The organism is Turneriella parva DSM 21527 (assembly GCF_000266885.1).
Taxonomy (GTDB): Bacteria; Spirochaetota; Leptospiria; order Turneriellales; family Turneriellaceae; genus Turneriella; species Turneriella parva.
This window is the reverse complement of record NC_018020.1, coordinates 4,143,545-4,158,540: the sequence shown is the minus strand read 5'-3', so window position 1 is coordinate 4,158,540 and position 14,996 is coordinate 4,143,545. Positions and strand designations below refer to the sequence as shown.

Sequence of the window (14,996 nt, the reverse complement as noted above, 5' to 3'; positions counted from 1 at the left end):
ATCGGCTGACAAGCCTTTATTGCCCTGATTGCAGTCGGTACCGCTCACCGGTTACCCGGCCTCACGGCCTTCATTCGGGTGACTACCAACGCAAATAATGGACAAGGTGTTTCTTGGCAAGGTTGTGCCGCATGGCATTGGGCATCAAGGGTTTCAGGGCGCGCCGGCGCAAGGGTGAAACAAACGAACCAGAATCGGTACAGACGCAGAGCTACGAAGAGAAGGTTCCGCTTTCGCAGCAGATTCTGCAATGGATCAACGATAACCCCCGCACGCTCAGAAACGGCCTCTACACCGTTCTCGGCATCACCCTGATCGTCATACTCGTATTTGTACTGCACGCGGCCGCGCGTGACGAGCACAGCAAGAAGCTGCACACGGCACTCGAAAAGTATGACCAGATCAAGATTTTGCCCAAGGGTGAGGCGCGGTCCCTGCAGATGAAAGAATTTGGCGTGTCGCTGAAGCCCGTCTGCGAACAGATGATCAGCACATTAGAGAGCGCAGCAGCCTGCCTCACGGCCGGTAACGCATTGCTCGAGGGGCGTGATTATGCGCAGGCGGCAGATGCCTTCTCGCGTGCTGCATCCGCTTACGATACGGACGCAATGGTGAGTGTTGCCCGGTTTATGCAGGCGCAGGCTCTCGAAAGCGGTAAAGATTTTGAAAAGGCCCTGGCGATTTACAAACAGCTCGAAGGGCCATATGCAGCGGTCAAAAAATCTGAAATGGCGGTTTTTCACCAGGCGCGCATGCTCTATTACCTCGGCAAATTCGACGAGGCCGAAGAAAAATTCGTGAAAATTTCGCGGGAGAGCGAAGGCAAAGAATTCGCCGCACCGAGCCGCAACTATATTTCGATGCTGAACGCTCAGCGCAGCGCAGCGGCGAAAGGCCGCGAAGGCGCCGCCCAGGGTGGCGGTCAGGCACGCGATCTCGTGTCGCCGAAAAACTAACTTGGCAGAGCAGCCCCTCAGAATTGCGCTGCCCAAGGGGCGCATGAGCGATGAGAGCCTCGAATATTTCGTTTCGAAGGGGCTTTGCAGTCTTTCCAAGACCGGCGAAGGCCGCGAGCTGATTCTCAAAGACGAAAAGAGCCAAATCGATTTTTATCTGATACGCAGCAAAGATGTCGGTGCATATGTCGAGCAGGGGGCGGCCGACCTCGGCATCATGGGGCTCGACCTCTTACTCGAGCACCGTTTCGATGTGTATATTCCTGCCGCGCTGCCGTTCGGCGAATGCCGTCTGTCGGTGGCCTTTCCGAACGGGCAGACCGACTGGTACAAGAAGCGCGATCTGCGCGTGGCGACAAAATATCCCCGGCTGGCGACCGAATATTTCTTTCGCCGCGGCTTCAATATTCGAATTATCGAGCTTTATGGTTCAATCGAAATCGCCCCCCTGACCGGGCTTTCTGACGTCATCGTCGATCTGGTGAGCACCGGTGCCACGCTAAAGGCGAATAATCTCGTCGAAGAAGAGATTATCATGAAGAGCACGGCGCGTCTCATTCTGAACCCATCGGCTCTGGCCCTGCGGCGGGAGCGTCTGGGCGGTTTCGTGCGCCAGCTGATTTCGGCCTGAAGCAGCGAGTGGACTGCGCGGCAGCTCGCCATATTTGTGAATTTTACAACCTGCCGCGCAGCCCGAATTACCGACACGATCTAAGTTGACAGCCTGTCTTTGATCGTGTTTTGGGCTTGAATGGCCGTACCCAAGAGAAGAATTTCGCATGTCCGCCGACGCAACCGTCGTGCCCACCACGCAATCGGCAAACCGAACCTGCGACCCTGCGCCAACTGCGGCGCCTACGGTATGCCGCACCGCATCTGCACCGCCTGTGGCTACTATAAAGGCGTACAGGTTCTGATACCGCGCGCGAAAAAAGCCAAGTCAGACAAAGAATAATGCGGTTGTCTGAACTGCCAGCAGGCTTTTCAGACTTTTGGCCCAGCATGAACATTCTGCATCCGCAAATCGGGGCAACTCGCCCATGAGCCGCGTGCACACGAATGCCAGTCTCGTAGGCCAGCAGTTGCACCACGACAATTGCCTGGGTTGTGGTGCGCTCAACAACTACTCTTTTCACATACCGTCGACCTTTGATGAACAGAAGGGCGAAGTCGAATTCACTTTTCAACTGCGCCGCGAGCACGAGGGCGCTCCGGGTTATGCACACGGTGGTGGCCTGGCGCTGATTCTCGACGAAGCGCAGGGCGTTCTCTGCCATCACCTCGGGCACTTTGTCATGACCGATGGTTTTTCGATAAAGTACTATAAGGCGACACCGCTCTACCGCGACCTGCGCATCACTGCGTGGCTCACTTCGGCGCGATCAAAGCGGCTCTACACCAAAGCGCGCATACAGCTCGGCGATGAAGTACTGGTGGAGTCCAAAATCAAATGGTACATTATACCCGAAAGGCTGCTCGAGCGCCGTTTCGGGAATGGCGGCATGGAAAACCGGCTGAAATCATTTCTCGAACCTAACCGAGTGCGGGCGAAAGAAATTCGCCGGCGTCTGCGCGCGGCAAAAGTCACGACCGCCGTCTGATCTTGTCATCGCGGTGTAGAAAAGCGCGTCACAACGCGCTTAACGGAGTTTACGCGATGAGTGTCTTTTCGGCATGCCTGCCCAATGCGTATGCTTGTGGTTGGGTCTGTCGCGTTCGACGATATCAAGACCCCGTTCGGCGAAAAGAAGAATGTGCTCGGTGGCGCCGCCAGCCACTTCTCGATCGCTTCGGCTCCGCTGATTGAGCCGAAAATTATCGCCGTTGTCGGCAGTGATTTCCCTGAAAAATATGTAAAATACCTGGGCAACTTCGGCATTGACACGAGTGGCATCGAGCGCAGCAGCGAGACGACTTTCCATTGGTCGGGTTTCTACGAACACGACATGGCGGTCGCGCACACACGCAGCACAGAGCTCGGTGCTTTCGCCACGTTTGAACCGAAACTGACCGAAGAAGATAAGCAGCGTCAGGTTCTGTTTCTCGCAAACATTGACCCTGTGATACAATACAAGGTGCTCAAACAAATGAAAAACGTGCAGCTCGTCGGCATGGATTCGATGAATTTCTGGATTGAGAGCAAGAAAAAAGATCTCATGAAAGTCATCAAACAGGTAGATATACTTTTTCTCAACGACGCCGAGGTGCGTATGCTCGCGGGCGAAGCCTCGCTGATCAAGGCGGCGAAAATGATACAGAAGCAGGGGCCCGGTGTCGTGATCGTCAAAAAAGGCGAGCACGGCGTTACTGCCATCACCAAGAATGAGATCTTCGTCAGTCCCTCTTACCCGACCGAGAAGGTCATCGACCCAACGGGTGCAGGCGATAGTTTTGCCGGCGGATGCATGAGCTATCTGGTGGCGAACACACAACCGGGAAAAAAGATCACTTCTGAAGTTTTGCGCCGCGCAGTCGCCTGGGGTTCTGCGACTGCGAGTTTTGCGGTCGAAGGCTTTTCAACTTCAGGCATCGCTAAGGCTGATAAGAAGAGTATCACCAGGCGGGTCGAAGTGCTGAAAGGTCTTTCAGCATTCTGAGTTGATTGATTGGGAAGCGAAGCTTCCCAATCAATCAACTAATATAATTCGCGGGTAGGGACCGAATCCAATCGTCTGTATCGATCGCTATCTGGCGCACTGTTTCGGGGTGCGTGATGATACCCAAATGACCTTGCTTATATTCGGCGATGCGGTTCTTCGGTGACTTGCCGGCAAGGTGGCCCTGACGCACCGTATCGGGGGGAGCGATTTCGTCTACGGTGCCTACGACTGTAAAGTGGGGTATCTCGAGTTCATTCAGTTCAAGCGTGTAATTGATCTCTTTGTCAATCGACACGAAATTGTCGCCGTCGATGAGTGAGCGAATGAACTGGCTGATCACGAGCATCGATTCTTCGCAGAATACATCCTCCATAAAAAAGTACCATTCGGGCGGCGTGATCTGCTCGTAGCCGATGAATTCTTTCAGCGTTGGCAGTCGGTACGACACGTCGAACGACATGGTGCGAATCGAAGCCGAGATGTTGTGCAGAAAGGTGAAGAATTTATTCAGGTCGATGCCACCGATCGTCGAGGTGAGCGTGAAGTTGATCAGCCGCATCAGTGGTTCGGCAAGAATATTGCCGGTCAGCAGCTTTGCCGATTGGCGAAACATGTTGAACCAGGTCGACTCGGCCGCGATGCGAATATAGATCGGCGATGTGATTGAAACGATGCCGTCGATAATCGATTCGGGTTTAATCGCGAGGTCGCCCGAGCGTTTGCGGCCGTATTTGTCATAGGCAGCCGAATAAAAGAGGGGAATCATGCCCCCCATGCTGTGGCCGAACACAACGACCTTTTTGCCGGGGTGCGTCTCTTTGATCCACTGCAGCGCTGCGGGAAAATCTTCCCAGATATAATTATCCACCGACCAGTGGTAGTTATTCAAGAACTTATTGGGCAGGGTCTCGCGTGACCTGCCCCGAACATCAAGCGTAAAAACTGCATAACCGTGTTCGAGCGCCATTTCTTTGGCCAGGCGGTCGCAGATCGAGCGGTTGCAGAAGAAGCCTGGCAGCATCAGCAGAATGCGGTCTTGCCCGTTCAGGTGTTCGGGCAGGTAGCGCTTGAGGCTGATGCGGTAACCATTGACCGTGGGCACGATGTAGTTGGTGTCCTGCCGGTATTTTTCTGAATAGCGGTTCGAATAGAGAACCATCGACTTCACCGGCTTTTCCTGGTCGGGCACCTGTGTGTAGACGAGGCTTTCGAGGTTGGCAGTCGGGTCGTGCTTTTCGATTTTTCGGCGGGCCGCGTACGCGTCGGCCGATTCGGCGAGCTCTTCAGAAACGACAAAATCGATTGCCCGTGCCAGCGAAATCATCTGCTGCCTGACATCGCGGCGCTGTTCGGGGCTGAACGACTTGCGGTGAATGCCCCAGAGCACCCCCACGGGTTTGCGGTCTATAATCACGGGAATACCCACCGCATAGCGCACGCCATTGGGGGCGAGGCGTTTCATCGCGGCGTGCAGCCTTTCTTCTGACGCGATATGCAAGAATTCAACCATCGGCGGCAGGTTGTTGGCAATGTTGTAGAGTGACTGGCGCATCATTTGCGCCGAAAGATTCTTTTCATGCGCGATCGCCAGCGGGCGGGTTTTCGCGATGAACTTCTTGAATACCTCGATATTGCGGTGTTCGGCGACTTCGCGCAGGTGAAACTGCGACGAAGACGCGGTGACACGCATGAAGGGTCCGTCGACCATTTCAAATACGCTGTACTCAAAGCAGTGGGTGAAGTCGGGAAATGTGAAAGACACAACTTTGTTCACGAATGCAGTCTGCACCTGCGAAATAAAATCATAGCGCGAGCGGGGCAGTGGGGGAATATAAAGAAACCCCGGCCCTGGCTCGTATGACTGGTCGAGCAGTGAACGGGTGACGCTGCGGCGCTTCATTGGCCATTTTGACGCGCCGCATAGCGCGACAAGCAGCAGTTGGCCCGCTTCAGCTCGGCCGCGAGAACCCGATCGGGCAGCGTATCAACAACTTTACGCGGCGTTGCCGGGTGATAAAGAGGGAAAATGCGAAATTTGCGCTCTTTGTTGCCCACGTTAGGCATCCTCATGGTTATCACAGGCTGCACCCGGCCGGTCGCCGCCTGCTCGAAGCAGATTCCCGGCATGGCATGCATTCCGGCGGGTGAATTTATTCGCGGGTCCAATGACTTTGAAAGCGACGAGAAGCCCGCTGAGAAAGTCTACGTCAGCGAATTTCACATGGATCTGCATGAGGTGACGAACAAAGAGTTTAATGAATGCCTGGCCGCGGGCAAATGCCGCGGCTGCTTGCAGACCGGTGAATGCAATTATATTGGCGCACGCTATGGCTGGCGATACAAAAAAGACGACCAGCCGGTTTCAGGTGTCAGCTGGTTCACCGCGCGCGAATACTGCGAGTTTCGCGGCAAGCGTCTGCCGACCGAAGCCGAGTGGGAGAAAGCCGCACGCGGCCCCGACGGCAATCTTTACCCCTGGGGCAATGAGCCCGCCGATTGTTCGCGCGCCATTATACAGATTGGTGAGGGCAAGAAAGGCATAAAAGGATGTTTCACGAAACGCCTCGAACCCGAGTGGCACATGCACACCGCAGCCGTCATGTCAAGGTCGCCGGGTGCTTACGGCCTCTACGACATGGCCGGCAATGTGCACGAGTGGGTGAATGATTGGTATTCCAAAAGTTACGCAGCCTGCGGTGAAAAATGCCGTGGCCGCGACCCCAAGGGGCCATGCGACGGCGCGGCTGTCTGTCCCGGCCATAAAGAGCGCAGCGTGCGCGGTGGCTCGTGGTGGTGGACAGCCGGTTATGCGCGCGGCTCGAAACGCCGTGGCAATGTACCGGGCAATATGCCGATGGAGCATTACCACCATTTCGGCTTTCGTTGTGCTCAATAGGGGCAATCATAACATTCTTGACAGGCGGGTCAAATGTCTGACAATGCCCAACTCTTAATGACAAAACTCTATGCAGCAAAGGCCTAATTTTTCTCAAGCACCCAAACCCGGCGGTGGTTCGGGCGGCGGTCAGGGCCGGTTTAATCGATTCGCCAAACTCAGACGCCCGATGCGGGAACACCGCATCAACGAAGACATTACCGAATCGCAGGTGCGCCTCGTCGGTGAGAAGGGCACAGAACTCATATCGACGCGTGACGCTTTGCAGCGGGCGCGGTCGCAGAATGTTGACCTCGTTGAAATAACCAAAGGCCAAGAGGTGCCGATCGTTCGCCTCGTCGACTACGGCAAGTTCAAATTTGAAAAGGCTAAGAAAGAAAAAGAAGCGAAGAAAAAGCAGAAAGTCATTCAGATAAAAGAAATCAAAATGGGGCCAAAGATCGACGTGGGCGATTTTGACCGTAAGGCTAAAGAGGCGATCGGCTTTCTGAACGAAGGCGACAACGTCAAAGTCACCATGAAATTTCGCGGCCGCGAAATGCAGCACACCGCGCTCGGTGCCGAAAAGCTGACGGAGTTCTACACGAAAGTCGCTGAAGCTGCCCACATGGACAAAAAACCAAACCTTGAAGGCCGAATGATGAGCATGACGCTGCGCAGCAAAGGTGCAAAACCCAAGCCCGCAGCCCCCGCACCGGCCAATCAGTCTGCGACCCCGGCAGCAGCGCCCACAACCACTGAAGCTACTTAGGGTGCTTTAGCCCCTGACCGCCGCCGTCTAAGCGGCGGCCCCGCCGTGGCGTATAGCCACATTTCAGGCAACAGGCCGTGACATGACTGCTAGGTCGTGTTCAGAAAAACCTGCGCGGCGCCGGGCATCGAGGTTCAGATTCTTCTTGCCACCGATTTTTGTGCCGGGTATCGCCATTTCAATATCGGCCGCAAAGTCTTCGGGGTTAGAACCGTCGAGCGTGCAAGCATAGCGGTACCAGAAGTCACCGGCTGCCACGTGCGCAATTTCATCGTCGAAAATAATCTTCAAAGCATCGCGGATTCTTTCGGCCATGGGGTCGTCAAAAAGACTCATTTTGCGGGCAAGTTCGGGGTGTGCGTCGAGGCCATTGGCTTCGAGATGGCGGTGTGCCGCAACCATGCGCCGGCGCAGCGAATCTTCAGACCGAACCATGGCATCGTGAATACCGGTGTGCACCGGCAGCGCACCATACCCCGAGCCCAGTTCGCCGAGCAGACTCTGCAGCATGGCGAAATGCCGGGCTTCGTCTAACGCGACATTCAACCAATCTTCATAGAACTGGGGCGGCATATCGCGAAACCTATAAGCCGAATCGAGCGCCAGGTCAATGGCCGAGTATTCAATATGTGCCAGCGCGTGTAAAAAAATAATGCGCCCTTCGCCCGAGCCAAGGTTGCGGCGGCGCGGCACTTCAGACCCGTGCACGATCTTGCAGATAGCGCTGTACGATGGCGGGCCGAGCGGCACGACTGGGGCCTCTGTGTCAAACTCGACGCTTTCATGCCGCTCAAGGGCAGCCGCAAAATCGCCGAGGCGTTGAAGTTTCTGCGGCAGGTCATGTGCCCCGCGCAGCTCGCTCAGAGTTCTGAAAAATTTCATCACTGCATTTTACCAAGCCTTTCACCTGCCTGAATTGACCGCACACCGACAAGGTATATTCGTACTCTTATGAGAAAAGGCGTCAGGCTCTGCATTACCGGCAGCGAAGTGATGAACGGCTTCGTGCTCGACCGCAATACGCAGTTTTTTGCGTCAGAACTCTACGCACGCGGCCTCGAACTGATCGAAAGCCGCATTATGCCCGATGACCCAGAGCAGATTGTCAAAACCTGGAAAGAGTTCAGCGCATCGGGAGATCTGATCGTCAACTCGGGCGGTCTCGGACCCACGAGCGACGACCTCACCGTCGACCTGCTGTGCGAGTGGCTGGGTGACACGGCGGTCTACGAGCCACACGCTGAAAAACGCACGCGTTATTTTTTTGAGAAACGCGCAAAAGACAAGACCCGGGTCATGTCGATCGACGTCGCCCTGAGGCAGGCGCGTATTCCGTCAAAGGCGACCGCCATAAAGAATACCGTCGGTCTTGCGCCGGGAATTTTTATCCCCGAGGTTCCGTTTATCGCGCTGCCGGGTTTTCCCGACGAGATCAGGGGAATGTGGCCCGAAGTGCTTTCAATCATCGAACGGCTCGACTTCTCGCGTTCGGCGATGCGTATCATTCCACTGTGGGGTGTGGGTGAAAGCCAGCTTTTTTCAGTACTCGAAAAGAGCGACGGTGTTCTTGTGGGCGTGCACGCGCTGCCATGGGGATGCAGACTCTTCTTGCGCTCTGACCCCAAACACGAGCCGGCCCTCGACGAAATGGTGGCAACTCTGCACTCGCGGTATCCAGGCCAGATCGTTGAAAATCCGCTATTGAATATCATCGAAAGTCTCAAATCGCAGAATCTGAAGCTCGCCGTTGCCGAAAGCTGCACCGGTGGCCTTGCCGCAAAGCAGATTACCGACCTTGCGGGCGTCTCTTCGGTTTTTCAGGGTGGGGCAGTAAGTTATGCCAACAGCGCCAAGACCGCGCTTGCGGGCGTCTCGCCCGAGATTGTGGAGGCGCACGGGGCCGTCAGCGCCGAATGTGCTGCAGCCATGTGCCGTGGCATCGCCGATAATTTGCAGGCGGATCTATCCCTCTCATTTACCGGCATCGCCGGGCCAGACGGCGGCTCGGCGGCCAAACCGGTCGGCACGGTGTTTATTGGCCTTTTCGACAGGCGAACCGGCGAAACACGCGTGGGCAAATTCTTCTTTCCTTTTGGGCGCGAACGCTTTCGCAACGCCTCGGTCGCCACGGGGTTTTTGGCCCTATGGCAGCATCTTGAGCGTGCGCAGGCGAGGCCTTTTCCGTTAAGCGAACTAAATTAACCACGAGCACAGGCAGCTGTGCTTGTGGTTAATTTAATAGTGAACATTTGTTTCCTCAATGACGGAGGCGTCATTATTTTTGGCACAGAAGGCCCGCGTCGGGCGGTATATCTGTGGGGAAATCCCGATACATGCGCCCGACGTATATACTGACAGTACTTGAGAAATCCGCACTGCGCCTTCTTATAGCGGCGGCAGCAATTTTTATGCCCGCAGCGCATGTGCATGCGCAAGACAGTGAAAGTTTTTTTGACGATGAACTACCCGAAGAGAAGAAAGACACCGGCGGCCTCAAGTCGAAGCCGATTGAGCTGAAAGGCGACGACGACGAAAAAGAAGAGCGCAAGAAGGCGCTGCACAAGACCAACGAGAAGGGCGAGGTCGAGCTGCCAAAAGAGAAGCCGAAAGATGACGGGCCGACAGACCAGGTCGCACCGCTCGCTGCGCGCCCGAAAGAAACGATTCTCGACAACTCACGGTTCTCGGTCGCGGGAACGTACTTTATGAATGTCGGTCGTGGGGCGGTAAATCCGGATGACTTGCCTGAAGAACGCAAAAGAGATGCGCGATTACCGTCCACAACAGGGTGGGGCGCTTTTTTCGCCTACGACGCGGACGAATCGAAGGGCAAGGGTTTTGACCTGCGCTTTGAGGCAGGTTATCTGAACATCACGAAAGATGTTTCGGCGATCACGGGTTTTTATGGCGAGATCGGCATGGCCTGGCTTTACCGTGTGCCGAAGATGCCGCTGCAATTTGTCACGGCGATTCAGCCGGGTTTGGGTTACTACAATTTCAAAGACGCAAACGGGCAGGGCTCGGCGCTGAAGTTTACCGGGCATGTTGTGCTGGGTATTGAGTTTCCGATGTCGATGAAGCGAACCGACAGAACCGACGAACTTGTACCATTTCTGCAGATCAGAGGCGGATTGATTTACGATAACGTGTTACCCGTGATGCACTACGGGGCTTATGCCGGGTTTGCGTACAAATTTGGCGCTGTGATTTTCAAGTACTGAGAGATAAACATGAAAGACAAAACAAAAAAACTTTTCTTGCTAATCGCCCTCGCGGCCCTGTTTGCCGCCTGCGCGAAAAAGAAAAAATCCGATGACTTTCAGGGCTTCGGCGGCGTGAGCTACAATGCAGCGCCGAAATCCCTTTCAGCAACTCTCGGTCTCAATATTAAAGTGCAGGCGATTGACATCAACTACGACGGCAAAATGGACGGTCTCTACGTCTGCCGCACGGGTGGCATTAAACAATTTACCGTCAATTCATCTGGCTCGGGCTATACGAATTCGCCGACAGTCACGCTGACCCCTTCGGGCACCTGTACAGTCAACCCAACGGCGGTACCCGTCGTCGCGAACGGCCGCGTCGAGCGCATTGTCATTACCAATTCGGGCTCGGGCTGCACGAGCAATAGCTTTAACGTTACGCTGAGCGGTCCGGGCGCGGGCACAACCGCGACGGCGCAGGTTACAGGCGCAAGCGGCGGCCGCGTCACGCGCATCTCGATGCTGCAGAAGGGGTCTGGTTATGCAGCGCCGGTCGTCACCATCACCGGTGGCGGCGGTTCAGGTGCGACCGCCGGCGTTCATGTCGCCGGTGGCGGATTGCAGAATGTGTATCTGCTCGAACCGGGTGACGGGCTTTATACGGCGCAGCCGACCGTGACGCTAACAGGCGATACGGGGGCGGGCGCCGACGCGGTCGTTGCGCCCGCTGACGTCATCGTTTCAGAACTCGACGCCGACGGCAACTGCACGGTGACTTATGACCCTGAAGATACGAATGCCGACGGCAAACGCTATATTCCGCAAATGCTCTTTACCTGGCCGGTAACCCCGACAGTGGGCCTCGATGTAAACGGTGATACCAACGCCGATTATTACCTTTACACGAATGCCGACGGCACCTCGCAGGTGATGACAAATTCAGACGGTTCGGGGGCTGTCGCAAAGCTGATCGTCAAAAACCCGATGATCGATGAGACCAATGATCTGCTCTATGCAGCACTCGACCATGGTCAGGTAATTGGCTTTGATGTGTTGAATAACAACACGATCGCGAATAACATTCTCGGCAAAATTGCGCTCGATCGCGTCGACCCGGGTTTCGTCGACCAGGGCAACCCGATGCCGATCATTTCGCCCATTCGCAACAACGAATTCTATGCGGCCCCGATGGATGTGAACATTCTCTGTTCAGACAGGGTTGCCTGTAACTCGGTGACGTACAGCCTGGGTAATGGTGTGACGCCAGTCGACCCGAACTTCTCGAGCACAAACCTTGACCCAACCGGGGTAGATTATTCGGGCACCATGCACGCCATTAAACCCGGTGACAGCGGCACGATTTCATTCCAGAACCTGCCTTTTGGCAATTACATAATGAAGTATATGGTGCGTGATGCGGCAGGCCGTACCTCTGGGATTCAGCAGATTACTTTCACCATCGGTCGCAAACCCGATATTTCGATTATCAGCGTCGGCAACCGCTACGTTTCGAACACAGCAGGCACGACCGCATCATTCCAGTGGACTGCCGATACAGGCAGCCTCACGAAACCCTTTCGTTATCTGATCGCCGTCAATGGTTCATGCATTGGCTACACGCGCGCGCAATACCTCGCACCGCCGGTCGGCGTCATTACCGGTGGCCCGTTCACGTCGGGCGATACTGTGACGACGAACATTTCGGCGACGGCGTCTGGCATGCTGTTCAACGATACCAACCATGGCATCAATTACATCACCATATGTGCCATCACCTGCGAAGTCGCTGCATGCAATGCGGTCGGCCACCTCTCTGTTTGGGGTGATGCGTTTGAAACGGTGATTCGTGACGATACGGCGCCTTCTATTACCGCCTCACCTCTCAGCGGCATGTTTTCATTGCCACAGCAGATTTTCTTATCAGGTTCAACGACGGTTGCAGGTGTGCCAGCGAATGGCTCTCTGATACCAAACGAAATCTGTTATACTTGGGGCGCGGACGCATCTGGCAACCCGACGCCTGCGACAAACCCTGCGAATCCTGTTTTCCCATGCCCGGCTGCCAATAATGTTGTGCATGTGACTGGCAGCAGCAGTACGCAGCTGAACCTCGGTTGCAACTCGCGTGCGAGTGTCACCGATGTGAATGCCAATCCGAGTGCGTGCCCTTTCACGCCCGGCATCTATTATCTGAAGTTCATCGCCCGCGACGCGGCCGGAAACGTTTCGCCCGTGCAGACGCAGGCCTATGCAATCGGCGTAAACCCACAGATTACCACGATCACTCCGGCGGCAAAACATGTCTGGACAGTTGCCAATAACTGGGGTAATTCGGCGACAGCGGTCGCTGCACCCCGCGATACAACGACGTGGCAATGGCAGACTGACTTTCCCGGAACATACCAGGTGCGTATCAATGACGGCACCCTCGATTGCACGGGGGGTAGCCTGTCATCGCATGCGCCCAGCGCGACCGGCACAGTTGCTGCGCTGACACCGACGACGATCACAATCAATGCGAGTGATCTTAATACCAATAATATCAACGATGTTAAGATTTGTCTTTTTCCATCGGGTGGCCCCGGTACACCGAGTATAGCATCGCGTGCTATTTGGCGGGTTCAGCCGAAAAACATGAACACGGTCTACGCGCGTGTACATTGGAATAAAGGCGAAACGATTACCTTCGACGTCGATGCCGATATGTTCGAGCCGATTGGTGTCATTAAGTCGCTCACCTTCACCTGTCCGGCAGGTTCTACAGGAGTTGACGCGAACAATGCGTGTGCGCTGCCCTCTGGTGTCGGAGCACCAAACGCGCAGGGAATCTACACAACTTACCAGATTGCGCCTCCCCTTACGAATAACGTGACAACCCTTGCGTTTAATGTCGCGATTGAACTCTGCGACATCGCGGGCGTGCCGTCGCCTTGTTCACCCGCCGCCGTGGCACCCTCTTGGGGCACTGCGACAAACGGTGGCACATCTACTCTGAAATATTTCGTATTGCAAAACAAAACCGCAGGCGAGTCGATTTACGTCGACAACGCGACCGGTAACGATGCTAACCCCGGTACGGTTCGCACTGCACCCAAGCGCTCATTGAGCTCGGCTGCCGCGGCAGCAACAGGCGGTAAGGCAATCTATGTTATTGGTGGTACGTATTGCGGCAACGGCGCGCCGCCTTGCAGTGCAACGACCGGCACGCTTAATCTACTGACGGGCACCAGTATTTATGGTGGATTTACATCTGCCTGGTACAGACCAGATGTTGCCACGAATCGTGCCGCGATTACCGCGGGCAGCAATGACAGCGCGAACAGCATCGGCATTAGCCTGGGGGCAGTCAACACCCCGGTATTCGTCGAAGGCATTAGTCTCACAACACAGAGACCGGTGCCAGACCTCACGCAGGGCTATAACGCAGTTGGCCTGAGAGCCACAACGGGCGTTTCGTCTCTGACCATCTATAAGTCGCAGTTTATCACGCAGGGTGACAACGTCGGCGCAGGTGGCCCGAACCCAGGCGGCTCTTACGGCGTGCACATTTCAGGCGTGAATACCGTGACCATGACTTCAAATACAATCAATGCGGGCCAGGGCTGGCGCGGTCTTTCTGGAGGCTCTGGCGGGCAAACCGGGGCGACGGGCGGTAACGGCGGTAATGGTACTGGTGGCATCGAAGGTGGTGTGGCCGAATCGAACGACAGCCGCTGGCTGGCACCCGGTGGCGCCGGCGGTGCAGGTGGCATCGCCGGGTTCAACGGTGGCGGTGCAGGCGGTTCTGGCGGCTGGCAAGATGACGGCGGTAGTGGATGCGGGCAGCGCGGTGGTTGTGATGGTGCAGCGGGCCAGAACGGTGGCGGCGCCGGTGGCCCGCGCGGTACGTCAAATTGCAATGGTAACGGCGGCGGCGGAGGTAATGGCGCTACGGGTGGTGCAGGCGCGAACGCACCAGCGCCACCGGGCGCTCAGCCCTATGGCCGCAACGTCGGTGGTTTTCTCGTCGCTTACCAGGGCAGCACCGGTGATAATGGCGGTGTGGGCCTGGGCGGCGGTGGCGGCGGCGGTGGGGCCGGCGCGGAATGCGATATGAACGACGGCGGCGGCAGCGGCGGCGGCGGTGCCGGCGGCGGGCAACAAGGCAATGGCGGTGAAGGCGGCCATGCCGGAGGTCCCTCGGTTGGCATCTACCTTGCCAGCATCAGCACAATCAACCTGAGCTCAAACTCGATTACCCGGGCTGCCGGGGGTAATGCAGGCAATGGCCAGAACGGCGGCGGTGGCGGCGGTGCTGGCACCCGCGGACTTGGCGCCAACGGGCCCGATGATGGTGGTGATGGTGGTCACGGCGGTTTCGGCGGCGACGGTGGTTCTGGTGGTCATGGGTCGGGTGGTTATGGCGGCCCATCCATTGGCGTGACGATTGTGCAATCGGCTGCACCCACGTGTTCGGGTAACACTTACGCGGGCGGCGGCGGCGGTACCGCAGGCACGAGCTCGGGCAATGCAGGGGCGGCGGGTACTAACGCCAATTGCTTCAACTTCACCTCGCCAACAGCAGGGGCTACCTGTACATGCAACTAACGG

General features: G+C 56.2%; 12 protein-coding genes. 10 read left to right on the top strand and 2 right to left on the bottom strand.

Annotated features, from left to right (window positions below):
- Nucleotides 1–131 precede the first annotated feature (131 nt).
- The 5 genes from TURPA_RS19970 to TURPA_RS19950 all read left to right on the top strand — a co-directional run bounded on the left by TURPA_RS19970 (nucleotide 132) and on the right by TURPA_RS19950 (nucleotide 3,553).
- The gene (locus TURPA_RS19970) at nucleotides 132–956 is read left to right on the top strand and encodes a tetratricopeptide repeat protein (RefSeq protein ID WP_014805081.1); all 825 of its coding nucleotides are present in this window, start codon (nucleotides 132–134) and stop codon (nucleotides 954–956) included.
- A gap of 1 nt (nucleotide 957) precedes the next feature.
- The gene (hisG, locus tag TURPA_RS19965; RefSeq protein WP_014805080.1) at nucleotides 958–1,587 is read left to right on the top strand and encodes an ATP phosphoribosyltransferase; all 630 of its coding nucleotides are present in this window, start codon (nucleotides 958–960) and stop codon (nucleotides 1,585–1,587) included.
- 120 nt (nucleotides 1,588–1,707) lie between these two features.
- Entirely contained in the window at nucleotides 1,708–1,911 is a 204-nt protein-coding gene (gene rpmF, locus TURPA_RS19960; RefSeq protein WP_014805079.1) for a 50S ribosomal protein L32, read from the top strand.
- Between the two features lie 85 nt (nucleotides 1,912–1,996).
- On the top strand, nucleotides 1,997–2,557 hold the full coding sequence (locus tag TURPA_RS19955; protein ID WP_014805078.1) for a PaaI family thioesterase: 561 nt from the start codon (nucleotides 1,997–1,999) through the stop codon (nucleotides 2,555–2,557).
- 84 nt (nucleotides 2,558–2,641) lie between these two features.
- Nucleotides 2,642–3,553: a PfkB family carbohydrate kinase gene (locus tag TURPA_RS19950; protein ID WP_014805077.1), complete on the top strand. Its 912-nt coding sequence runs from the start codon at nucleotides 2,642–2,644 to the stop codon at nucleotides 3,551–3,553.
- Between the two features lie 34 nt (nucleotides 3,554–3,587).
- Here TURPA_RS19950 and TURPA_RS19945 read toward each other — a convergent pair whose 3' ends face one another.
- The gene (locus tag TURPA_RS19945) at nucleotides 3,588–5,456 is read right to left on the bottom strand and encodes an alpha/beta hydrolase (protein WP_014805076.1); all 1,869 of its coding nucleotides are present in this window, start codon (nucleotides 5,454–5,456) and stop codon (nucleotides 3,588–3,590) included.
- 168 nt (nucleotides 5,457–5,624) lie between these two features.
- Between TURPA_RS19945 and TURPA_RS19940 the strand changes: the two genes are divergently transcribed.
- Complete coding sequence (locus TURPA_RS19940) at nucleotides 5,625–6,452, top strand: formylglycine-generating enzyme family protein (RefSeq protein ID WP_245536845.1); 828 nt, start codon at nucleotides 5,625–5,627, stop codon at nucleotides 6,450–6,452.
- Between the two features lie 70 nt (nucleotides 6,453–6,522).
- Nucleotides 6,523–7,203 (top strand): translation initiation factor IF-3, encoded by a 681-nt coding sequence (infC, locus tag TURPA_RS19935; protein ID WP_014805074.1) that lies wholly within the window; start codon nucleotides 6,523–6,525, stop codon nucleotides 7,201–7,203.
- A 63-nt stretch (nucleotides 7,204–7,266) separates the two neighbouring features.
- Here infC and TURPA_RS19930 read toward each other — a convergent pair whose 3' ends face one another.
- On the bottom strand, nucleotides 7,267–8,085 hold the full coding sequence (locus TURPA_RS19930) for a ferritin-like domain-containing protein (RefSeq protein WP_014805073.1): 819 nt from the start codon (nucleotides 8,083–8,085) through the stop codon (nucleotides 7,267–7,269).
- A 69-nt stretch (nucleotides 8,086–8,154) separates the two neighbouring features.
- On the opposite strand from TURPA_RS19930, the gene TURPA_RS19925 reads away from it, so the two are divergent.
- The 3 genes from TURPA_RS19925 (at nucleotide 8,155) to TURPA_RS23210 (ending at nucleotide 14,993) form a co-directional block, all read left to right on the top strand.
- A complete protein-coding gene (locus TURPA_RS19925) occupies nucleotides 8,155–9,405 on the top strand; it encodes a nicotinamide-nucleotide amidohydrolase family protein (protein ID WP_014805072.1) in 1,251 nt (416 codons plus the stop codon).
- Between the two features lie 113 nt (nucleotides 9,406–9,518).
- Nucleotides 9,519–10,424 (top strand): hypothetical protein, encoded by a 906-nt coding sequence (locus TURPA_RS19920; RefSeq protein ID WP_157210605.1) that lies wholly within the window; start codon nucleotides 9,519–9,521, stop codon nucleotides 10,422–10,424.
- Between the two features lie 9 nt (nucleotides 10,425–10,433).
- On the top strand, nucleotides 10,434–14,993 hold the full coding sequence (locus TURPA_RS23210; RefSeq protein ID WP_014805070.1) for a hypothetical protein: 4,560 nt from the start codon (nucleotides 10,434–10,436) through the stop codon (nucleotides 14,991–14,993).
- Nucleotides 14,994–14,996 lie beyond the last annotated feature (3 nt).